This window comes from Zhihengliuella alba (genome assembly GCF_039538765.1).
GTDB lineage: Bacteria > Actinomycetota > Actinomycetes > Actinomycetales > Micrococcaceae > Zhihengliuella > Zhihengliuella alba.
The window spans coordinates 199,136-220,445 of sequence record NZ_BAABCJ010000005.1 but is presented as its reverse complement, the minus strand read 5'-3'; the positions used below and the strand labels follow the sequence as shown (position 1 = coordinate 220,445).

16 protein-coding genes are annotated in these 21,310 nt (G+C 71.7%); 7 read left to right on the top strand and 9 right to left on the bottom strand.

Features of this window, described 5'->3' with window-relative positions:
• Positions 1–26 precede the first annotated feature (26 nt).
• Positions 27–878, top strand: coding sequence for a nitrilase-related carbon-nitrogen hydrolase (locus ABD784_RS10585; RefSeq protein ID WP_344884083.1), 852 nt, complete (start codon positions 27–29; stop codon positions 876–878).
• Between the two features lie 178 nt (positions 879–1,056).
• Positions 1,057–1,668 carry a hypothetical protein gene (locus ABD784_RS10580; protein ID WP_344884080.1) on the top strand — a complete coding sequence of 204 codons (612 nt, stop codon included), beginning with the start codon at positions 1,057–1,059 and terminating at the stop codon, positions 1,666–1,668.
• Between the two features lie 48 nt (positions 1,669–1,716).
• Here ABD784_RS10580 and ABD784_RS10575 read toward each other — a convergent pair whose 3' ends face one another.
• On the bottom strand, positions 1,717–3,426 hold the full coding sequence (locus ABD784_RS10575) for a PucR family transcriptional regulator (RefSeq protein ID WP_344884077.1): 1,710 nt from the start codon (positions 3,424–3,426) through the stop codon (positions 1,717–1,719).
• 118 nt (positions 3,427–3,544) lie between these two features.
• Between ABD784_RS10575 and ABD784_RS10570 the strand changes: the two genes are divergently transcribed.
• Together ABD784_RS10570 and ABD784_RS10565 are read left to right on the top strand one after the other, a co-directional pair.
• Positions 3,545–5,032, top strand: coding sequence for an amino acid permease (locus tag ABD784_RS10570; RefSeq protein ID WP_344884074.1), 1,488 nt, complete (start codon positions 3,545–3,547; stop codon positions 5,030–5,032).
• A 220-nt stretch (positions 5,033–5,252) separates the two neighbouring features.
• Positions 5,253–6,902: a flavin monoamine oxidase family protein gene (locus tag ABD784_RS10565; RefSeq protein WP_344884641.1), complete on the top strand. Its 1,650-nt coding sequence runs from the start codon at positions 5,253–5,255 to the stop codon at positions 6,900–6,902.
• Between the two features lie 136 nt (positions 6,903–7,038).
• Here the strand turns inward: ABD784_RS10565 and ABD784_RS10560 are convergent, their stop codons facing one another.
• The 3 genes from ABD784_RS10560 to ABD784_RS10550 are packed head-to-tail and all read right to left on the bottom strand — an operon-like array spanning position 7,039 to position 11,656.
• Positions 7,039–7,803 carry a CPBP family intramembrane glutamic endopeptidase gene (locus ABD784_RS10560; RefSeq protein WP_344884071.1) on the bottom strand — a complete coding sequence of 255 codons (765 nt, stop codon included), beginning with the start codon at positions 7,801–7,803 and terminating at the stop codon, positions 7,039–7,041.
• A gap of 40 nt (positions 7,804–7,843) precedes the next feature.
• On the bottom strand, positions 7,844–9,919 hold the full coding sequence (locus ABD784_RS10555) for an ABC transporter ATP-binding protein (protein WP_425582964.1): 2,076 nt from the start codon (positions 9,917–9,919) through the stop codon (positions 7,844–7,846).
• Positions 9,920–11,656, bottom strand: a complete 1,737-nt coding sequence (locus tag ABD784_RS10550; RefSeq protein ID WP_344884068.1) for an ABC transporter ATP-binding protein — start codon at positions 11,654–11,656, stop codon at positions 9,920–9,922. It lies immediately after the preceding gene.
• A 186-nt stretch (positions 11,657–11,842) separates the two neighbouring features.
• On the opposite strand from ABD784_RS10550, the gene bcp reads away from it, so the two are divergent.
• Positions 11,843–12,319, top strand: coding sequence for a thioredoxin-dependent thiol peroxidase (gene bcp, locus ABD784_RS10545; RefSeq protein WP_344884065.1), 477 nt, complete (start codon positions 11,843–11,845; stop codon positions 12,317–12,319).
• A gap of 204 nt (positions 12,320–12,523) precedes the next feature.
• On the opposite strand, the gene allB is transcribed toward bcp, so the two are convergent.
• Genes allB through ABD784_RS10520 form a run of 5 tightly spaced genes read right to left on the bottom strand, consistent with a single transcriptional unit; the run spans position 12,524 to position 18,712 of the window.
• Positions 12,524–13,912, bottom strand: coding sequence for an allantoinase AllB (gene allB / locus ABD784_RS10540; protein WP_425582963.1), 1,389 nt, complete (start codon positions 13,910–13,912; stop codon positions 12,524–12,526).
• A gap of 48 nt (positions 13,913–13,960) precedes the next feature.
• The gene (locus ABD784_RS10535) at positions 13,961–15,106 is read right to left on the bottom strand and encodes a glycerate kinase (protein WP_344884062.1); all 1,146 of its coding nucleotides are present in this window, start codon (positions 15,104–15,106) and stop codon (positions 13,961–13,963) included.
• A gap of 8 nt (positions 15,107–15,114) precedes the next feature.
• A complete protein-coding gene (gene gcl, locus ABD784_RS10530; RefSeq protein WP_344884059.1) occupies positions 15,115–16,932 on the bottom strand; it encodes a glyoxylate carboligase in 1,818 nt (605 codons plus the stop codon).
• A gap of 40 nt (positions 16,933–16,972) precedes the next feature.
• Positions 16,973–17,890, bottom strand: coding sequence for a 2-hydroxy-3-oxopropionate reductase (locus ABD784_RS10525; RefSeq protein WP_344884056.1), 918 nt, complete (start codon positions 17,888–17,890; stop codon positions 16,973–16,975).
• A 30-nt stretch (positions 17,891–17,920) separates the two neighbouring features.
• Positions 17,921–18,712 carry a hydroxypyruvate isomerase family protein gene (locus ABD784_RS10520; protein WP_344884632.1) on the bottom strand — a complete coding sequence of 264 codons (792 nt, stop codon included), beginning with the start codon at positions 18,710–18,712 and terminating at the stop codon, positions 17,921–17,923.
• A 257-nt stretch (positions 18,713–18,969) separates the two neighbouring features.
• On the opposite strand from ABD784_RS10520, the gene ABD784_RS10515 reads away from it, so the two are divergent.
• A complete protein-coding gene (locus tag ABD784_RS10515; RefSeq protein WP_344884053.1) occupies positions 18,970–20,541 on the top strand; it encodes an NCS1 family nucleobase:cation symporter-1 in 1,572 nt (523 codons plus the stop codon).
• A gap of 9 nt (positions 20,542–20,550) precedes the next feature.
• On the top strand, positions 20,551–21,282 hold the full coding sequence (locus tag ABD784_RS10510; RefSeq protein WP_344884050.1) for an aspartate/glutamate racemase family protein: 732 nt from the start codon (positions 20,551–20,553) through the stop codon (positions 21,280–21,282).
• Positions 21,283–21,310: the final 28 nt, after the last annotated feature.

Sequence of the window (21,310 nt, the reverse complement as noted above, 5' to 3'; positions counted from 1 at the left end):
CGGGCAGAAGAGAGCACAGGAGCACCATGCGGATCAGCGTCATGCAGGCCACGGCCTCCGTCCCCGGCGACGGCGTCGCGCTGGAGGCGGCGGTCTCCGAGAACCTCGCGTGCATCGACACGGCCGCGGGGCGGGCCGCCGCGGACGGCGCCTCGCTGCTCGTCACCCCCGAGCTGTTCACCACCGGCTACGCCCCGGCCACGATCGCGCCGCATCTGACGGACGCCGTCGTGCGCCGGATCGACGCCGCCGCCGCCGAGATCGCGCGCACGCGCGGCCTGCACCTGGTCTACAGCGTCCCGCGGCGGACCGGGGACGGCTGGGGCATCACCGCCGGCATCGTCTCCCCGTCGGGCGAGCGCCTCGCCACCTACACCAAGGTCCACCTCTTCGGCGGCGAGGAGCAGGAGGTATTCACGGCCGGCACGGCGGCCCCGCCCGTGGTGCGGATCGACGGCCTCAACGTGGGGCTGCTGATCTGCTACGACATCGAGTTCCCCGAGTCCGTGCGCGCCTCCGCCGAGGCCGGCGCGGACCTGGTCGCCGTGCCGACGGCGCTGACCGCCGAGTTCTCCGAGGTGCAGGACATCCTCCTGCCGGCGCGGGCGCTCGAGTCCCAGGTGGCGATCGCGTACGCCAACCACGCCGGGCCGGCCCCGTCCCTCGGGGGGCCCATCCAGCTCGGCGGCGGCAGCCTCGTGGTCGGGCCCACGGGCACGCTGCTGGCCGGCGCGGCCCGCCAGGAGACGGGATCGGCGGGCCTCTCCGTCATCACGGCGGAGGTCTCGGCCGAGGACGCGGCCGCGGCCCGCGAGCGCGTCCCGTACCTGCGCGAGCGCCGCCCCGCGGTCTACCGGGAGTGGTCCGCCGACCACTGAGCCCCTCCCCGGCGCCTGCCCCTCCCCGGCGCCTGCCCCACGCGGGCGCCCGCCCCGCACGGGCGCCTGCCCGCCCCGCCTGGCAGCGCGGGCCCCACAGGGTGGACACGCCTCGGTGCGCCGGGTAGCTTGCGTCGGACGGGATGCCGACGGGGCGGGGGAAGCGACGATGCGCGAAATGACGAGGGGCACGGCGGCGAGAACCCGGCCGGCGAAGCGGGAGCGGGCCGCACGCACCGCCGGCACCGGACTTCTGGGCCCGGCACTCGCGACGGCGGCAGCACTCCTCCTCGCGGGCTGCTCCGCAGGTGCGCCCGACGAGAGTCCCGGCACCGAGGCCGGCCCGCCCGCGTCCGCCGACGCCCCGGTGGGCACCGCCGATCCGCTGACCGGGATGGACGTCGGGGACGCCTCGGACGCCCAGGCGGCGGAGATCGACGACCGCGCGGCGACGGCCGAGGAGTACGAGGCGGCTTTCCAGCGGTACCGGACGTGCCTGTCCGAGGCCGGTGTCGAGTTGTCGGTAGCGGACTCGGATGGCCCGCTGCGCGTCTACTCGGTGCCGGGGACGGCCGTGGACTCCGGCGTCGACGGGGACTGCTACCGGGCGGAGTTCCAGTACACCGACATGCTCTGGCAGAGCACGGACACCGTGCAGGACAGCGCACAGGCGACCTCCCTGCTCCGCGAGTGCCTGCAGGACCACGGCATCGAGCCCGCGGACACGCGCGACGAGTTGGACGCGCAGCTGCGCGGGGCCGACCTCGAGATCATGGACTGCTTCGACTGACCTGCGAGCCGGGCTCCGCCTGGCCGCCGGCCGGCGCCGCTGCGGGGCTCAGCCGGACGTGGCCGGCGCCGTGCTCAGGTACGACGACGGCCGGTAGCGCAGCGCGATCAGCAGCTCGGCCCGCGTCTGCGCGTCGTCGAGGTCGCGGCCGATCAGGTCGCCGACCTGCGCCACCTGCCGGCGCACGCTGTTGCGGTGCAGTCCGGTCGCCTTGGCGGTGGCATCCCACCCGCCGTGGGCGGAGAGCCAGGCCTCCAGCACGTCCAGGAGTCCGGCCGCCCGCTCCGGCTCGAGCGCGCCGAGCGGCGAGAACGCATCGGAGAACAGCAGCTCCCCGGCCTGCCGGCCCAGCAGGCCCGGCACCGAGACCGGGTCCCCGGAGGCCCGCAGGGTCCGCCCGGTCTCCATCGCGCGGTGCCGCAGCGCGCTGAGGCGGCGGTGCGTCTCGGGCAGTTCGGCCACCGGGACGGCGTCGGAGATGACGAGCCGCCACCCGAGCGCCTCCACCTCGTTGACCACCGCGCGCTCGACCCCCAGGCGCGTCACCGCCGTGAAGCCGGTGTCCGTCAGCTCCACCAGCTTGGTGTCGAAGATCCGGCGCCAGCGCAGCACGGCGCTCGCGGCGTCGATCCGCGCCGACGGCCGGGAGCCCCGGCCCGCCGCGCCGGCCCCGGACGCGGCGTGCCCCGGGCTCCCCGGGATTCCCAGCGTCCCGGGCGTCCTCGCGGCGTCCCCGGCGGGGAATCCCTGCACCACCCGCAGCGGCGCACCGACCGGCGCGGCGGCGCTCTGGGCGGCCAGCGCGGCGGTCTCGTCCCGCCCGGCGGTCTCGGCGTCGGCGCGCAGCAGCAGTCCCGTGGCGAGCTGGCTGGGCGCCAGCGCCCCCTCGGTGCGCTGGCGCAGGAGCGCCTCCAGGAGTCCGACGGCGGTGCCCACCACCGACTGCTCCCCCGCCTCCAGCGGCCGCGCGGCCCCCAGGAGGAGCGCCCCCAGCGTGCCGTCGCGGGCGCTGCGCAGCGGGTGCGCCGCGATCCAGCCGGCACCGTCCTGCGGCAGCTGGCGCGTCTCGACCCGCGGCCCCCGGCCGGCGAAGAGCGCGTCGAGGACCTCGTCCAGGACCTCCTGCCCGGGGATGCCGGTCTGGGAGCGGGCGGAGACCGCCCGGGCGCGCGTCCGCCGGTCGGGGCCGACCACCAGAGCCCAGCCCGGGACCGTGAGCATCAGGGCCTTGAGCAGGTCCGCCTCGGGGCGGGCGGCCAGCGCGGCCCGCATGAGATGGCGGTTCCCCTCCGCCATGCGGCGCATCACCTGCATGTTCTCCGCCTCCAGCAGCCGGGAGAACTCCAGGCCGAGCGCGGCGAACGGGACGGCGGAGGGCACCTCCACCAGGGTCAGCCGGTGCCGCCGGCAGGCCTCCACGAGGGCCTCCGGCACCCGGTCGAAGTACGGCTGGACCCCGAACAGCAGGGCCGAGACGCCCGCGTCCACCAGGCGCCGCACGTAGCGGTCCACCGCCCCCTCCTCGCCGCCGTCGCCGGCGAACGGCAGCCCGGCCGTCATGACCACCTCGGCCTCGAGCAGGTAGGGCGTCGGGTCCTCGAGCTCGCTCGGCTCCACCCAGCGCACGGCGACCGGGCCGCCTCCGTCCGCGACGGCGTCGTACACGAGGCGAGTACCCGCCGGAAGGGCGGCCAGGAAGCGCTCGAGCGGCACGGTGGCGAGGCCGCCGACGGCGGTCGGTGGTGCAGAATGTCCCATACTGGAAAACTCTAGGATGAATCCGCCCATTTTGTTAGTCAGCTCACATGGCACGCTGGTGGGCGACCGGCAGAGGATGCGCCTGCGCATCCACGACCCCGCCAGAACAGGACTCACTATGATCGACACTCACGCGCCGACGCTGCCGCGGGAGCCCTTGGCCCGGCAGCTCAAGCGCCGCAAGCCCATCGAGCAGATGGTCGCCGCCTCCGGCACCGACGGCTCCCCCGGCGGCGGGCGGCTCAAGCGCTCCCTCGGCCTCTGGCAGCTGACCATGATCAGCGTGGGCGCCACGCTCGGAACCGGCATCTTCGTGGTGCTCGGATCCTCCGTGCCGATGGCCGGGCCCGCCGTCTGGATCTCCTTCCTGATCGCCGGCGTGGCCGCCCTGCTCTCCGCCGTCTCCTATGCCGAGATGGCCGGCGCCGTGCCGGTCTCCGGCTCCAGCTACTCCTACACGTACGCCACCATGGGCGAGGGCCTCGCCTGGGTCTGCGGCTGGTGCCTGGTGCTCGAGTACGGGGTCTCCGTGGCGGCCGTGGCCGTCGGCTCCGCCGAGTACGTCAACGAGACGCTGCGGATCTTCGGCCTCGCCCTGCCCGTGGAGCTCTCCGCCCCTCCCGGCGGTGCCGACGGCTCCATCGTCAACCTCCCGGCGATCGTCCTGGTCCTGCTCGCCATGGTCCTGCTGATCCGCGGCGTCAACGAGGCCGCCTGGGTCAACACCGTCATGGTGGTCATCAAGATCGCCGTCCTGCTGCTCTTCGTGGGCATCGCGTTCACCGCCTTCCAGGCCTCCCACTACGAGACGCTGATGCCGATGGGCGCGGCCGGCATGTCCGCGGCCGCCTCCCGCCTCTTCTTCTCCTACATCGGCTTCGACGCCGCCTCCACGGCCGGCGAGGAGGCCAAGAACCCGCAGCGCGACCTCCCGCGGGCCATCATCCTCTCGATGGCGATCGTCACCGCCCTGTACATCCTGGTGGCCATCGCCGCGGTCGGCGCCCGCGAGTGGAGCTGGTTCGACGGCACCGAGGCCGCCCTGCTGATCATCCTGCAGGAGCTCACCGGGGCCGAGTGGATCTCGCTGATCTTCGCCATCGGCGCCGTCGTCGCGATCGCCTCCGTGGTCCTGACCGTGCTCTACGGGCAGACCCGCATCCTGATGACCATGGCCCGCGACGGCCTGGTCCCCCGCGTCCTCGGCCGCGTCGACCGGCGCACCGGGACCCCCGTCATGGGCACCCTGATCTGCGGCGTGGTCATCGCCGTCATCGCCGGGCTGATCCCGCTCGGCCAGCTCGCGGACGCCACCAGCATCGGCACGCTCTTCGCGTTCATGCTGGTGAACCTCTCGGTGGTCTACCTCCGGCGCAGCCGCCCGGACATGGAGCGCACCTTCCGGGTGCCGTTCTTCCCGGTGGTCCCGCTGCTCGGTGCCGCCATGTGCGTCTACCTCATGGTCAACCTGGGCCTGTCCACCTGGTGGGTCTTCCTCGCCTGGATGGTCCTCGGCGCCTTCCTCTACCTCGGCTACGGCCGCCGGCACTCGCAGGCCAGCCTCGCCGCCCGCGCCGAGGCGGCCCAGCCCGCCCGCGACGCCTGACCGCCGCCGCGACCCCGCACGCCCCGGCCCCCGCACCCCGCACTCCGCGGAGGGCCGGGGCGCCCCGCGTCGCCGGCCGCCCCCGCACGACACCCGACCCCTCCCGCGCCCCGCAACGGGCTCGACCGCGAAGGAATCCGCTGAGATGACCACAGCCTCCACGTCACCGTCCACCGCCACCGCCTCCGGCGGACTCGACACCGACCTGCCCCCGGTCACCATGCTGAACCCGGACTTCCCGTTCAGCTACGACCACTACCTGCAGCACCCCGCCGGCCTGGGCGCCGTCCCGCCGGAGCAGTACGGCACCGAGGTCGCCGTCGTCGGCGCCGGCCTGTCCGGACTGGTCGCCGCCTACGAGCTGATGAAGCTCGGCCTGAAGCCCGTGATCTACGAGGCCGGGCACATCGGCGGCCGCCTCAAGACGGCGTCGTTCGACGGCGCCCCGGGCGTCACCGTGGACCTCGGCGGGATGCGCTTCCCGGTCTCCGGCAAGTCCTTCTACCACTACGTGGAGATGCTCGGCCTGGAGACGGAGGAGTTCCCCAACCCGCTCTCCCCCGCGACGAGCAGCACGGTCATCGAGCTCGCCGGCGAGAAGCACTACGCCGAGCAGGAGACGGACCTGCCCGCCTTCTTCCACGAGGTCTCCGATGCGTGGAGCGCCGCGCTGAAGGAGCACGCGATGTTCGAGGAGATGCAGGAGGCACTGCGCTTCCGCGACGTCCCGCGCATCAAGGAGATCTGGAACGCCATGATCCCGGCGTTCGACGAGCAGACGTTCTACGGCTTCGTCGCCGCCAGCCGCTCCTTCAAGGAGGCCGGCTTCGAGCACCGCGAGGCCTTCGGGCAGGTCGGCTTCGGCAGCGGCGGCTGGGACACCGACTTCCCGAACTCCATCCTCGAGATCCTCCGCGTGGTCTACACGAACGCGGACGACGAGCACCGCGGGATCGTCGGCGGCGCCCAGCGCCTGCCGGAGGCCCTGTGGAACCACGCGCCCGAGGACCTGGCCCACTGGCCGGCGGGCACGTCCCTGGCGAGCCTGCACCACGGCAGCACGCGCGGCGCCGTCGCCCGCCTCTCCCGCGGCCCCGCGACCGACGAGCGCCCCGAGGGCGACCTGCTGATCACGGACAAGTGGGGCCACACGGCCGCGTACCCGACCGCCGTCGTCACCTGCCAGACCTGGCTGCTCTCCACCCGGATCGAGACCGAGGAGGCGCTCTTCGAGCCGGGCCTGTGGACGGCGATCGAGCGCAACCACTACATGCAGTCGTCCAAGACGTTCGTGATGGTGGACCGCCCGTTCTGGAAGGAGCGCGACCCGCAGACCGGCCGCGACGTCCTGTCTATGACGCTGACGGACCGGCTGCCGCGCGCCACGTACCTGCTGGACAACGGCCCGGACCAGCCCGCCGTCATCCTGCTCTCCTACACGTGGAACGACGACGCCCTGAAGTGGCTGGCGCTGGACGCCGACGAGCGCGTGCGCCTGATGCTGCACTCGCTGGCGCAGATCTACCCGGACGTGGACATCGCCTCCCACATCGTCGGCGAGCCGATCACCGTCTCCTGGGAGGCCGAGCCGAACTTCATGGGCGCCTTCAAGGCCAACCTGCCGGGGCACTACCGCTACCAGCAGCGCCTGTTCACGCACTTCAAGCAGGACCGGCTGCCGGCGCACCAGCGCGGCATCTTCCTGGCCGGGGACGACGTCTCCTTCACGGCCGGCTGGGCCGAGGGCGCCGTCACCACGGGCCTGAACGCGGTCTGGGGCGTGGTGAACCACCTGGGCGGCTCCAGCAGCGCCGAGAACCCGGGCCCGGGCGACCTGCTCGACGAGATCGGCCCCATGCCGCTGGTCTGACGCAGCTGGACTGTCCCCTGGTCCGGGCGAAGCCCACGGGCCAGTACGACGGCGGGCGGTCGCCCCGCGCTGAGTGCGCGGGGCGGCCGCCCGTCGTCGTCGGTGGCTCAGCGGCCGGTCCGGCCGGTGGTCCCGGTCAGCCGCCGAGCAGCGGCAGCATCAGGTAGGAGAGCACCAGCGAGACGGTGTTGTTGAAGGCGTGCAGGACGTACGCGTACGCGAGTGATCTGCCGCTGAAGACGTAGGCGAGGCTGATGGCCGTGCCCAGCACCAGGTACGGGATCGCCGAGACCGGGTCGAACGTCCCCGAGCCGATGAAGTGCAGGGCCGCGAACGCGGCGATCGAGAGGGGCACGCAGATCCACACCGGGATCTTCCGGCCCAGCTTGCCGATGAGCAGGTGGCGGAAGACGTACTCCTCCACCATGGGGCCCATGATCGCGGTGGTGACGAGCATGGTCGCGAACGGGACCTCGCGCGTCATGCCCTCGATGGCCAGCTGGTTCTCGCTCTTGGTGGGGTCCGCCCCCGCCGCGACGAGGATGGCCGCCGTCGTCAGGATGGACGCCAGCCACAGGCCGGGGATGAGGAACGCCTTGGCCCACGGGTGGTAGCGGAAGGTCCGGAAGCTCTCGAAGAGCCTCGGCGCCACGACGATCATGACGGCGGTGAAGAGGACCGCGTAGGTCAGCAGGTTGACGGAGAACAGGGCCAGCGTGTCGGTGGGGAACTGCTCCCGGTAGCCGGGGACGAACAGCAGGAGCCCTGCCATGCCGAGGACGAGCAGGCCCGCATAGAGGGCCAGGACGACGCCGTCCGCGAGGCGGAAGCGCCCCGCGTCGAAGACGGGCTGTCTGCGACGCGGGGGCGCCGGGTACGGCGACTGCTGGGTGTCATGCATACGTGCCACGATATCGGCGTGCAGCCGGGCGGCCGGACCGCTACAGGCCGGGCGCGGCGGCGCCCGCCTCGGCCTGGGGCACGGTGCTCCCGTCGGGCTCCGCGTCCGGGTCCTCGGCCGGACCGGCGAACTGGCTCGTGTAGAGCCGGTGGTAGGCGCCCCGGGCCTCGAGGAGGGCCTCGTGGTCTCCCTGCTCCACGATCCGCCCGTCCTCCATCACGAGGATGGTGTCTGCGTCCCGGATGGTGGAGAGCCGGTGCGCGATCACGAACGAGGTCCGGTCCGTGCGCAGCGCGTTCATGGCCTGCTGGACCAGGACCTCGGTGCGCGTGTCCACTGAGGACGTGGCCTCGTCGAGGATGAGCAGCGACGGGTTCGCCAGGAAGGCGCGGGCGATCGTGATCAGCTGCCGTTCGCCGGCGGAGACGTTGGTCCCGCCGTCGTCGATCACGGTCTCGTAGCCCTCCGGCAGGGCGCGCACGAACCGGTCCACGTAGGTGGCCCGGGCCGCCGCGTACACCTCCTCGTCGGTCGCGTCGAGCCGCCCGTAGCGGATGTTGTCCATGATGGAGCCGTTGAACAGCCACGCGTCCTGGAGCACCATGCCGGCCTTGGAGCGCAGCTCGGAGCGGGAGAGCCGGGTGACGTCCACGCCGTCGAGCGTGATCCGCCCGGCGTCCAGCTCGTAGAAGCGCATCACCAGGTTGACCAGGGTGGTCTTCCCGGCGCCGGTGGGTCCCACGATCGCCACGGTGTGCCCGGGCGCCGCCTCGAAGGAGAGGTCCTCGATGAGCGGCCGCTCGGGCGTGTAGGAGAAGGAGACGCGGTGGAACTCGACGTGGCCGTCCGTGCGCGGCGGCAGGTGCTCCTCGGCGGTCTCCGGGTCCTGCTCGTCGGCGTCGAGCAGCTCGAAGGTGCGCTCGGCGGAGGCCACGCCGGACTGCAGCATGTTCGCCATGCCCGCGATCTGGCCCAGCGGCTGCGTGAACTCGCGGGAGTACTGGATGAACGCCGTCGCGTCGCCCAGGCTCATCTGGCCGGAGGCCACGCGCAGGCCGCCGACGACGGCGATGCCCACGTAGGCGAGGTAGGAGACGAAGTTCATCACCGGGAAGATCGTGCCGGAGACGAACTGCGCCCCGAAGGACGCCTTGAAGAGCGCCTCGTTCTTCTCGTCGAACTGCTCCCGGGCGTCGCCCTCGCGGCCGAAGACCTTCATCAGGTCGTGGCCGGAGAAGGCCTCCTCGATCTGGCCGTTGAGAGTGCCCGTGGCGCGCCACTGCTCGGTGAACAGCTTCTGCGAGCGGACGCCGATCAGTCCCGCCGCGACGGCCGAGAGCGGGAGCGCGATGAGGGCTATCAGGGCCAGCTGCCACGACACCACGAACATCATGACCACGATGCCGATGACGGTCAGCACGGACTGGACCAGCTGGGCGAAGGCCTGCTGCAGGGCGTTCTGGATGTTGTCGACGTCGTTGGTGACGCGCGAGAGCACGTCGCCGCGCTGGCGGGTGTCGAAGTAGTTCAGCGGCAGCCGGTTGAGCTTGTCCTCGACGTCCCGGCGCAGGTTGTAGACCACCCGCATGACCAGCTTGTTCAGGATGTACCCCTGCGCCCACATGAAGACGTTGGCGACGAAGTACATGGCCAGGACGATCATGATGATCATGCCGAGCTTCTGGAAGTCGATCCCGGTGCCGGGGACCAGCTCCATGCTGGCGATCATCTGGGCGACGTCCTCCTGCCCGTCGGCACGCAGACCGGCCACGACCTGCTCCTGGGTGGCCCCGGCGGGCATGCGCGCGCCGATGAACCCGGAGAAGATGACGTCCATGGCGTAGCCGAGGACCTTGGGCGCGATCACGTTCAGGACGACCGCGACCGTCACGAACGCGAAGACGAGCGTCAGGCCCAGCCTCTGCGGGGCCAGCAGGCCGATGAGGCGCTTGGCCGACGGCCAGAAGTGCCGGGGCTTGCGCGGGGGCGCCATCTCCCCGAAGCCGTCGGAGATGCTGACGTTGAGTTCCTCCTCGGTCAGCTCCTCGGGCGCGGTCTTCGGCTCGTCCACGGTCACGCCCGACTGCTCGCCGGAGGTCTTCCTCTTCCAGGCCATCTAGGCCACCTCCTCCGCCGTGATCTGGGACTCGACGATCTCGCGATACGTCTCGTTGGTCTCGAGCAGCTGCTCGTGGGTGCCGCGGCCGACGATCCGGCCGTCGTCCAGCACCAGGATCTCGTCCGCCTCGGTGATGGTCGCGACGCGCTGGGCCACGAGGATCACGGTCGCGTCGGCGATGCTGCGCTTCAGCGCGGCCCGCAGCCGCGCGTCGGTGGCGACGTCGAGGGCGGAGAACGAGTCGTCGAACAGGTAGACGGACGGCCGCGCGGCCAGGGCCCGGGCGATGCAGAGTCGCTGCCGCTGCCCGCCGGAGACGTTGGTGCCGCCCTGGGAGATCGGCGCGTCGAGCCCGCCGTCCTTGTCGCGGACGAAGTCCGTGGCCTGGGCAATCTCCAGCGCCTCCCACAGTTCCTCGTCGGTCGCGCCCTGGGCGCCGTACCGGAGGTTGGAGGCGATGGTGCCGGAGAACAGGTATGGCTTCTGCGGCACGGCGGCGACGGCCTCGGAGAGCGCCTCGCGCGTCAGCCGGTCCACGGGGACCCCATCGATCAGCACCTGCCCGCCGCCGGCGTCGTACAGGCGCGGGATCAGGTTCAGCAGAGTGGTCTTGCCGGCACCCGTGGAGCCGATGATGGCCGTGGTGCGGCCCGGCTCGGCGGTGAAGGAGATGTCCTTCAGCACCGGCTCCTCGGCGCCGGGGTAGCCGAAGGAGACGTCGCGGAACTCGACGCGGCCGCGGCCGGCCGCGGGGAGCTCGGCCCCGGTCTCCGGGTCGCGCAGGGACGGCTCGACGTCGAGCACCTCGCCGATGCGCTCGGCGCAGACGAGGGCGCGCGGGATCATCATGGCCATGAACGTGCCCATCATGACCGCCATCAGGATCTGCAGGAGGTACTGCAGGAACGCGGTCAGGGCGCCGGGCTGGATGTCGCCGGCGTCCACCCGCTGGCCGCCGAACCACAGGACGGCGGCCGTGGCCAGGTGGAGGATCAGGCCGATGACCGGGAACATGAGGACGAACAGCTGGCCGACCTTCACGCCGGTCTCCGTGAGCTTCTCGTTCGCCTCGCGGAAACGCTCCGTCTCGTAGGGCTCGCGCACGAATGCGCGGATGACGCGGATGCCCGTGATCTGCTCGCGCAGCACGCCGTTGATGCCGTCGATCCGCTCCTGCATGACGCGGAACAGCGGCATTAGCTTCACCACCAGGAAGCCGACGACGAGCAGCAGGACCGGCACCGACACCCAGACGAGCCAGGACAGGCCCGGGTCCTCCTGCAGGGCCATGATGACGCCGCCGATGCACATGATCGGGGCGGTGACCATGAAGTTGAGGCCCATCAGCACCAGCATCTGGACCTGCTGGACGTCGTTGGTCCCGCGGGTGATGAGCGTGGGCGCCCCGAACTCGTTGACCTCGCGGGCCGAGAACGCGGCGACCGAGTGGAAGACGGACCGGCGGAGGTCCCGGCCGATGGCCATCGAGGTCTTGGCGCCGAAGTAGACGGCGGCCACGGCGGTGAGAACCTGGACCAGGGCGACGGCGAGCATCACGTCGCCGGTGCGCCAGATGAAGTCGATGTCCCCGCTGACCACGCCCTCGTCGATGATCGACGCGTTGAGGCTGGGCAGGTACAGGGTGGCCATGGTGGTGGCGAGCTGCAGCAGCAGCACGGCGACGATCCACCCGGCGTAGGGCTTGGAGTACTGCGCGATGAGACGCAAGAGCATGATGAGCGGAGTCCTTAGACCAGAAGCGCCCGGGGAGCCGGATGCGGCCGGGCAGTAGCACCCTACTGCGGGGCTCCCCCGGAATGATCCACCCTCAGGATGATCTTGCCTGTACTTCATCGGGCGCAGTTCGTATCATGAGAAAGCGTTATCGCATGACGGAATAAGCAACCCGAGGAGTCCTCCATGTCAGACCAGCAGCACCGGCTCTCGCCCGGCGACCAGGCGCCGAACTTCGAACTCCCCACCGCCCGCGGCGGCACGGCATCGCTGACCGACTTCGCCGGCCGCAGCGTCGTGGTCTACTTCTACCCCAAGGCCGCCACCCCGGGTTGCACCACCGAGGCCTGCGACTTCCGCGACAGCCTCTCGGCCCTGCAGGGCGCGGGATACGACGTCGTGGGCATCTCCCCGGATCCGATCGACGATATCGAGGCCTTCGCCGCCGACGAGGCACTGACGTTCCCGCTGCTCTCCGACGAGAGCGCGGAGGTCGCGAAGGCCTACGGCGCCTACGGCGAGAAGGAGTTCAACGGGCAGCGCTCCACCGGCGTCCTGCGCACCACCGTGGTGGTGGGACCGGACGGCCGCGTGCAGCACGCCGAGTACAACGTCGCCGCGCAGGGGCACGTCTCGCGCCTGCGGGACCTGCTCGGCGTCTAGTCCGGCACAGTAGAAAAACCAGCGCCCACCCCGTCCGTCCCGGGGTGGGCGCTGGTCGCTCTGCCGGGCGGAGGGGCCGGCGATCCCCTCCGCCCTGGCCGGCGCGCTGAGCAGAGCGCGCCGGGTGCGCGGGGACCGCGGACGGTCCCCGCTACCGCGGCCGGCGACGACACGAAGCCACCGGCCGCGGAGTTCTCGTGAGGCTCAGGCCTCGCCGCGGCGGATCAGGCGTCCGCGCGGGGTCTGGAAGTCCACCTTCTCGCCGCGGACCCAGGTCCCGGACACCTCGCCGACCAGCTCGCGGCCGTCGTACGGCGAGATCTGGTTCCGGTGGTGCAGGCGGGTCACGTCGATGAGCTGCGAGGCCTCCGGGGAGAAGACCGCGAAGTCGGCGTCGACGCCCGGCTCGATCCGGCCCTTGCGCTCCAGCCCGGCGAAGCGTGCCGGGTTGGAGGACATCCACTGGACCACGCGCTCCAGCGCGATGCCGCGCTTCTTCGCCTCGGTCCAGATCAGGGACAGCCCGAGCTGCAGGGAAGCGACGCCGCCCCAGGCGGTGCCGAAGTCCCCGGTGTCCACGTGCTTGAGGTCCACGGTGGACGGCGAGTGGTCGGAGACGATGAAGTCGATCGTCCCGTCCTCCAGGCCCTGCCAGAGCAGCTCCCGGTTCGCCTCCTCGCGGATCGGCGGGCAGCACTTGTAGGCGGTGCCGCCGGCGGGGATCTCCTCGGCCAGCAGGGTCAGGTAGTGGGGGCAGGTCTCCACGGTCAGGCGCACGCCGTCGCGCTTGGCCTGCGCCAGCATCGGCAGCGCGTCGGACGAGGACAGGTGCAGGATGTGGGCCCGGGCACCGGTGCGGCGGGCGCGCTCGATGACCTCGGCGATGGCGATGTTCTCCGCCTCCCGCGGGCGGGAGGCGAGGAACCGCTCGTACGCGTCGCCCTCGGCCTGCGGTGCGCTGTCGATCGTCGTCGAATCCTCGGCGTGGACGATCATCAGGCCGTCGAACGTGGCCAGCTCGGCCATGTCCTCTTCCATCTCGTCCGCGGTCAGGTGCGGGAACTCGTCCACGCCCGAGTGCAGGAGGAAGCACTTGAAGCCGAACACGCCGGCCTCGTGCAGCGGGCGCAGGTCCGCCTTGTTGCCCGGGATGGCGCCGCCCCAGAAGCCCACGTCGATGTGGGACTGCGGTGCGGCGACGGCCTTCTTCTCCTCCAGCGCCGCGACGTCCACGGTCGGCGGGATGGAGTTCAGCGGCATGTCGATCAGCGTGGTCACGCCGCCGGCGGCCGCGGCGCGGGTGGCCGAGTCGAAGCCCTCCCACTCGGTGCGGCCCGGCTCGTTGACGTGCACGTGGGTGTCCACGAGGCCGGGGATCATGACCTGCTCGGCGCCCAGCTCCACGGTCTCGGTGCCGGTGAGGCCGCTGCCGTGCGGCTCGACCACGGCGATGCGCCCGTCGCGGATGCCGACCTCGCCGGCGACGATGCCGTCCGGGGTGAGGATCCGCTCGGCGCGCACGACCAGGTCGAACGCGGTGTCGCCGGAACCCGGCACGGTGGCCGCGGACGCGGCGCTGCTGTCGATGCTCAAGGCTGTCTCCTTCGTGTCTGGACCCGCCGGGGCGGGCCGGTGCTCAAATCATGCAGTGGTCGGGACGCGCTGCTCAAGGGCGCGCCCGATGCGGCCGCCGACCTCCTGCAGCAGGGGCCCGGGACGGGCGATGCAGGTGGCGACGTCCGGCTCGACGTCGGTCAGGGCGATCGCGGCGCCGATCCCGGCGGCCGCCAGGGTGTCCGCATCGAGGTCGAGGCGGCCGCAGACCGCGTAGACGGGGATGCCGCGCGCGGCCGCCGCGGCCGCGACGCCGGCGGGCGCCTTCCCCTCGAGGGTCTGCGTGTCCAGCCGGCCCTCGCCGGTGACGACGGCGTCGGCGCCGTCCAGCGCGGCCGTGAAGCCGGTGAGCTCCATGACCACGTCGATGCCGCGGCGACGGGACGCCCGCAGCACGGCCAGTGCCGCGAAGCCGACGCCCCCGGCGCTGCCGGCACCCGGCTCGGCGGCGGCTCCGGCCCGCTCGGGGCCGGCGACGCGCTCGAAGACCTCCACGAACTGCGCGAGCCCGGACTCGAGCTCGGCGACGATCTCCGGCGTCGCACCCTTCTGCGGTCCGAAGACCGCAGCGGCGCCGCGCTCCCCGAGCAGCGGGTTGTCGACGTCGCTGGCCAGGACGAAGTCCACCTTCTCGATCCGCGGGTCCAGGCCCGAGAGATCGACGCAGGCGAGCTGGTTCAGCGCTGCGCCGCCGTCGTCCAGCACGGCTCCTGACGCGTCCAGGAAGCGCGCGCCGAGGGCCGAGAGCAGCCCCGCGCCGCCATCGGTGCAGGCGCTGCCGCCGACACCGAGGACGATCCGGCGGGCACCGGCGTCGAGCGCGGCGGCGACGAGCTCGCCCGTGCCGCGGCTGCTGGCCGTGCGGGCGTCCCGCTCGGCCTCCGGCACCAGGTCCAGGCCGGAGGCCGCGGCGAGTTCGACGACGGCCGTCTCGCCGAGGACGGCCAGGGCCGCCTCGACCGGGCGGCCGTGGGGCCCGGCGACGGTGCGCCGGACCTCCGTGTAGCCGGCCCCGAGGGCCGCGGCGACGGTTCCCTCGCCGCCGTCGGCCACCGGGATGGTCGCGATCCTCGCCCCGGGCAGCACCTCGGCCAGGCCGGCGGCGACCGCCGCGGCGACGTCTGCCGCCGCGAGGGTCCCCTTGAACTTGTCCGGAGCGATGAGCACGTACATGGAGTGCCTCAGGCCCCGGCGCCGACCGGCTCGGCCACGACGTCCGTGAGGGAGGCGGCCAGCGGCACCAGCGCGGTCGGGGCGTCCTCGGCCGAGCCCGCGAGCTCCTCGAACTCGTTGACCGCGTTCAGCGAGGCACCCATCGAGATGTTGGTGACGCGCTCGAGGATGACCTCGACGACCACCGGCACGCGGTGCTCCTGCGCCAGGCGGCCGGCCTCCGCGAAGCCCGCGGCGAGCTCCGCCGGGTCCTCCACGCGGACGGCCTTACAGCCGAGGCCCTCGGCGACCTTGACGTGGTCCACGCCGTAGCCGTTGGTCTCCGGGGAGTTGATGTTGTCGAACGCCAGGGACACGTGGTAGTCCATCTCGAACGGCCGCTGGGACTGGCGGATCAGGCCCAGGTACGAGTTGTTCACCACCACGTGGATGTACGGCAGGTTGAACTGCGCGCCGACGGCCAGCTCCTCGATCATGAACTGGAAGTCGTAGTCGCCGGAGAGGGCCACCACGGTCTGGTCCGGCTTGCCGCGGACCACGCCGAGGGCGGCCGGTCCGGTCCAGCCCAGCGGGCCGGCCTGGCCGGCGTTGATCCACTGGCGCGGGCCGTAGACGTGGAGCATCTGGGCGCCGGCGATCTGCGAGAGGCCGATCGTGGAGACGTAGGTGGTGTCCCGGCCGAAGGCCGCGTTCATCTCCTGGTAGACGCGCTGCGGCTTGATCGGCACGTTGTCGAAGTTGGTCTTCCGGTGCCCGGTGCCCTTGCGGGCCGTGCACTCGTCGGCCCAGGCCGAGTAGTCCGGCAGGGTGCCGGCGGCGCGGCGCTCCCGGACGACGGCGAGGATCTGCTCCAGCGCCGCGCCCGCGTCGGAGACGATGCCCAGGTCCGGGCCGAACACGCGGCCGATCTGGGTCGGCTCGATGTCGACGTGCACGAACGTGCGGCCCTGGCGGTACGTGTCCAGGTCGCCGGTGTGGCGGTTGGCCCAGCGGTTGCCGAGGCCCAGCACGAAGTCGGAGGCCAGGAACGTGTCGTTGCCGTAGCGGGTGTGCGTCTGGATGCCCACCATGCCGGCCTGCAGGCGGTGGTCGTCCGGGATGGCGCCCCAGCCCATGAGGGTCGGCGAGACCGGGACGTTCAGCTCCTCGGCCAGCTGCACCAGCAGGTCGGAGGCGTTGGCGTTGATGACGCCGCCGCCGGCGATGAGCAGCGGGTGCTCGGACGCGACCAGCAGGTCCACGATCTTCTCCGCCTGGCCGCGCGTGGCCTCGGGGCGCAGCGCGGGGAGCGGCTCGTAGGCGTCGATGTCGAACTCGATCTCGGCCAGCTGCACGTTGATCGGCAGGTCCAGCAGGACCGGGCCGGGACGCGAGGAGCGCATGACCTGGAACGCCTTGGCGAAGTAGCCCGGGACCAGGCCCGGCTCCAGGATGGTCGCGGCGAACTTGGTGACCGGCTTGGCGATGGACTCGATGTCCACGGCCTGGAAGTCCTCCTTGTGCAGCACGGAGGTCGGCGCCTGGCCGGTGATGCAGAGCATCGGGATCGAGTCGGCGATCGCGGCGTACAGGCCGGTGATCATGTCGGTGCCGGCCGGGCCGGACGTGCCGATGCAGATGCCGATCCCGCCGGTCGCCCGGGAGTAGCCGTCGGCGGCGTGCGAGGCGCCCTCGACGTGGCGGTGGAGGGTGTGGCGGATGCCGCCGTGGGCCTTCATCGCCGAGTACAGCGGGTTGATGGCGGCGCCGGGGAGGCCGAAGGCCTCGGTGGCGCCCTCCTTCTCGAGGATCAGGGTGATGGCGTCTACTGCGCGCATGCGGGTCATGGGGTGCTCCTTGGTGCTGGGACGGACCTGGGGTCCGGCCTCAGGCAGTGGTGGGGGTCGGTTCGGTGGCGGCGTCGGCGAGGCTGCCGGAGACGCGCTGGACGCCGCGGAAGAGGCCGGAGTGGTCGAGTCCGCCGTCGCCGGTGGCGACGGTCGAGGCGACCAGCTGGGCGACGATGGCGCCGAGCGGGAGCACGACGCCGGCCTCGCGGGCCGCCGAGGTCACGATCCCCATGTCCTTGTGGTGCAGGGCGAGGCGGAAGCCCGGATCGAAGTTGCGGTCCAGGATCTTCTGGCCCTTCTGGTCCAGGACCTTCGAGCCGGCCAGGCCGCCGCCGAGGACGGACAGGGCGGCGGAGGTGTCCACGCCGTAGGCCTCGAGGAAGACGACGGCCTCGGAGAGGGCCTGGATGTTGGCGGCGACGATGAGCTGGTTGGCGGCCTTCACCGTCTGGCCGGAGCCGGCGGGGCCGACGTGGACGATCGTCTTGCCGACGGCCGCGAAGACGTCCGCGGCCGCGTCGAAGTCGGCCTTCTCGCCGCCGACCATGATGGACAGGACGCCGTCGATGGCGCCGGCCTCGCCGCCGGACACCGGGGCGTCCAGGGGGCGGGCGCCGGCCGCGCGGGCCTCCTCGGCCAGGCGGACCGCGACGTCCGGGCGGATCGTGGAGTTGTCGATCCACAGCACGCCGTCCTTGGCGTTGGCGAAGACGCCGTTCTCGCCGGTGACGACGGCCTCGACGTCCGGCGAGTCCGGGACCATGGTGATGACCACGTCGGCGTCGGCGACGGCCTCACCGATGTTGGCGGCGGCCTTGCCGCCGGCGGCCTCGAGCTCGGCGGCCTTGCCCGGGCTGCGGTTGTAGCCGGTCACGTTGAACCCGGCGGAGACCAGGTTCTTCGCCATGGGCAGACCCATGATGCCCAGTCCGATGAAAGCGATGTTCTTGCTCATGTTCAGCTCCTTGGAGAATTCGTTGTTGGCTCAGGCGGGCTGGCGGATGAGCCAGCCGAAGGCGTCTTCGCGGGCGGCCTTGTACTCGAGGCCGATCGGGCCGGCGTAGCCGAGCTCGCGGCTGCGGGTCACCCACTCGCCGAGCGGGAGGGTGCCGGTGCCGGGGGCGCCGCGGCCCGGGTTGTCGGCGATCTGGATGTGGCCGAACACCGGTGCGTGCTGCTCGACGACGGCGCTGACGTCGTCGCCGTTGACGGACAGGTGGTAGAAGTCGGCCAGCAGGCGGACGTTGTCGACGCCGGCCTCCTGGGTCCTGGCGATGACGTCCAGGGCGTTCTGCGCCGTCTTCAGCGGGTAGGCCTCCGTGCCGGAGACCGGCTCCAGCAGGACCGTGCCGCCGATGCGCTCCACGCCGCGGGCGGCGAGAACCAGGTTCTCCACGCCGAGCGCGTCCTGCGCGGCGGCGTCCTGGCCGTCCTGCCGATTGCCGTAGAGGGCGTTGAAGTGGCGGCAGCCGGTGGCCTCGCCGATCGCGGCGACCACGTCGATGTTGGCGCGGAACTCGTCCTCGCGGCCGATCCACGAGACGAGGCCGCGGTCCCCGCCGGGCATGTCGCCGGCGTTGAAGTTGAGGCCGGTCAGCTGGACGCCGGCGTCCTTGAGCGCGCCGACGAACTTGTCGATCTCGCCGTCGGCCGGGACCGACTCGGCGAACGGCCACCAGAATTCGACCTTGTCGAAACCGGCCGCCTTGGCCGCGGCCGGGCGCTCCAGCAGCGGCAGCTCAGTCAGGAGGATCGAGCAGTTCACGGTGTAGGACATCGCGGTTCCCTTCGTTTCGCCGGGTTTCCTGATCGTGGAAACCTTATTCTGCATTACGAGAAGCGTAGGTGTGGGCCGGAACACCTGTCAAGGGGCTCGCTCTCGCGATGCGACGAATCATTGTCGCGATGCGAGAAGTGGTTGACACGGCCCGTGTGATGGGCGTTACTTAATCCCACGTCGCGCGGAATCTTATTTCCGTGCTGTGAAAACTACTCCCCCACTCGCCGCAGCTGCGGCATGACAGAAGGCCTGCTATGAGCGCCACCGACGAAACGATCTCCCCGCCCACCGGCACCGGCGCCGGTCCGGCGGCCGCCGTGACGAACACCCCGGGCGTCGACCCGGGCAGCCCCACGGGCACCGTCCGCGAGAACAACCCCTTCGACCTGAGCCCCGATCTCTACAACCAGGACCTCGCCCCGACCAAGCGGGAGGGCCGCACCTGGCGCGCCTACAGCATCTTCACCCTGTGGGCCAACGACGTGCACAGCCTCGGCAACTACGCATTCGCGATCGGCCTCTTCGCCCTCGGCCTCGGCGGCTGGCAGATCCTGCTCGCCCTCGGACTGGGCGGCGCCTTCCTCTTCGTCCTGCTGAACCTCTCCGGCTTCATGGGCGAGAAGACCGGCGTCCCGTTCCCCGTCATGAGCCGCATCGCGTTCGGCATCCGGGGCGCCCAGATCCCCGCGCTGATCCGCGGCGCCGTCGCCATCGCCTGGTTCGGCATCCAGACCTACCTGGCCTCCGTCGTCTTCCGCATCATGATCGTCGCCGTGATCCCCGGCGCGGCCGCCCTCGACCAGAGCGACTACCTCGGCCTCTCGGCCCTGGGCTGGATCTCCTTCGTCCTCCTCTGGGCCCTGCAGCTGGTCATCGTCAGCTACGGCATGGAGATGATCCGCAAGTACGAGGCGTTCGCCGGGCCGGTCATCCTGGTCACCATGGCCGCCCTCGCCGTGTGGATGTTCGTCGAGGCCGGCGGCTCGATCGCCTGGAGCACGCCCGACTCAAAGACCGGCGTGGACATGTGGTTGGCCATCCTCGGCGGCGCAGCACTGTGGGTCTCGATCTACGGCACGTTCGTGCTGAACTTCTGCGACTTCACCCGCGGCGCGCACTCCAAGGGCTCGATCGTGCGCGGCAACTTCTACGGCATCCCCATCAACATGCTGCTCTTCGGGGCGATCGTGGTGGTCCTCGCCGGCGCCCAGTTCAAGATCAACGGCACCGTCATCGAGTCCCCCGCGGACATCGTCCAGACGGTCCCGAACACGCTCTTCCTGGTGCTGGCCTGCCTGGCCCTGCTGGTCCTGACCATCGCCGTGAACCTCATGGCGAACTTCGTGGCCCCGATCTACGCGCTGTCCAACCTCTTCCCGAAGGTCCTGGACTTCCGCCGGGCCGGCCTGGTCTCGGGCATCCTGGGCCTCCTGATCCTGCCGTGGAACCTCTACAACTCGCCCGTGGTCATCACGTACTTCCTGGGCGGCCTCGGCGCGCTCCTCGGCCCGCTGTTCGGCATCATCATGGCCGACTACTGGCTGCTGCGCCGCGCCCGCGTGAACGTCCCGGACCTCTACCGCGACCGGCCGGCGTCGGAGTACTACTTCAAGCGCGGCTTCAACCCGCGGGCGGTCGCCGCCCTCGTCCCCACGGCCGTGATCGCCATGCTCCTGGCCTTCGTCCCGGCGTTCGCCGTCGTCTCGTCCTTCTCCTGGTTCATCGGGGCCGGACTCGGAGCACTCGTCTATCTGGTGGTCGCCGACCGGCGCGCCGCCGTCACCGACGTCTCCGGCGAGCCGATCGCCGTCGCCAGCACCCACTAGGAGCACCGCATGCGCATTCTCGTCGTCAACGTCAACACCACAGAGTCCATGACCGAGGCCATCGCGGCCTCGGCCCGGGCCGTCGCCTCCCCGGGGACCGAGATCGTCGGCCTCACCCCGCGCTTCGGCGCGGACTCCTGCGAGGGGAACTTCGAGTCCTACCTGGCGGCGCTGGCCGTCATGGACGTCGTGACGTCCTACCCGGAGCCGTACGACGCCGTCATCCAGGCCGGCTACGGCGAGCACGGCCGCGAGGGGCTCCAGGAGCTGCTCGACGTGCCGGTCGTGGACATCACCGAGGCCGCGGCCTCCACCGCGATGTACCTGGGCCACAAGTACTCCGTGGTCACCACCCTGGACCGGACCGTCCCGCTGATCGAGGACCGGCTCAAGCTCGCCGGCCTCGACGCCCGGTGCGCGTCCGTCCGGGCCTCCGGGCTCGGCGTCCTCGAGCTCGAGTCCTCGCCGGAGCGCGCCGTCGAGGCGATCGTGGCGCAGTCGCGCGAGGCCGTGGAGCGCGACCACGCCGAGGTGATCTGCCTCGGCTGCGGCGGCATGGCCGAGCTGGAGGAGGCCGTCTCCGCCGCCACCGGCGTGCCGATCGTCGACGGCGTCCGCGCCGCCGTGGCGATCGCCGAGGGCCTGGTCCGGCTGGGCCTCTCGACCTCCAAGGTCCGCACCTATGCGCCGCCGCGGCCCAAGCAGGTCACCGGCTGGCCGTTCTCGGCCGCACGCGTCTGATCCATCCCCCACCAGGGCACGGCAGCGG

Coding starts and splice junctions, on each gene's coding strand:
- ABD784_RS10585 (WP_344884083.1), top strand. CDS start 27: ATGCGGATCAGCGTCATGCAGGCCACGGCCTCCGTCCCCGGCGACGGC.
- ABD784_RS10580 (WP_344884080.1), top strand. CDS start 1,057: ATGACGAGGGGCACGGCGGCGAGAACCCGGCCGGCGAAGCGGGAGCGG.
- ABD784_RS10575 (WP_344884077.1), bottom strand. CDS start 3,426: ATGGGACATTCTGCACCACCGACCGCCGTCGGCGGCCTCGCCACCGTG.
- ABD784_RS10570 (WP_344884074.1), top strand. CDS start 3,545: ATGATCGACACTCACGCGCCGACGCTGCCGCGGGAGCCCTTGGCCCGG.
- ABD784_RS10565 (WP_344884641.1), top strand. CDS start 5,253: ATGCTGAACCCGGACTTCCCGTTCAGCTACGACCACTACCTGCAGCAC.
- ABD784_RS10560 (WP_344884071.1), bottom strand. CDS start 7,803: ATGCATGACACCCAGCAGTCGCCGTACCCGGCGCCCCCGCGTCGCAGA.
- ABD784_RS10555 (WP_425582964.1), bottom strand. CDS start 9,919: ATGGCCTGGAAGAGGAAGACCTCCGGCGAGCAGTCGGGCGTGACCGTG.
- ABD784_RS10550 (WP_344884068.1), bottom strand. CDS start 11,656: ATGCTCTTGCGTCTCATCGCGCAGTACTCCAAGCCCTACGCCGGGTGG.
- bcp (WP_344884065.1), top strand. CDS start 11,843: ATGTCAGACCAGCAGCACCGGCTCTCGCCCGGCGACCAGGCGCCGAAC.
- ABD784_RS10535 (WP_344884062.1), bottom strand. CDS start 15,106: ATGTACGTGCTCATCGCTCCGGACAAGTTCAAGGGGACCCTCGCGGCG.
- gcl (WP_344884059.1), bottom strand. CDS start 16,932: ATGACCCGCATGCGCGCAGTAGACGCCATCACCCTGATCCTCGAGAAG.
- ABD784_RS10525 (WP_344884056.1), bottom strand. CDS start 17,890: ATGAGCAAGAACATCGCTTTCATCGGACTGGGCATCATGGGTCTGCCC.
- ABD784_RS10520 (WP_344884632.1), bottom strand. CDS start 18,712: ATGTCCTACACCGTGAACTGCTCGATCCTCCTGACTGAGCTGCCGCTG.
- ABD784_RS10515 (WP_344884053.1), top strand. CDS start 18,970: ATGAGCGCCACCGACGAAACGATCTCCCCGCCCACCGGCACCGGCGCC.
- ABD784_RS10510 (WP_344884050.1), top strand. CDS start 20,551: ATGCGCATTCTCGTCGTCAACGTCAACACCACAGAGTCCATGACCGAG.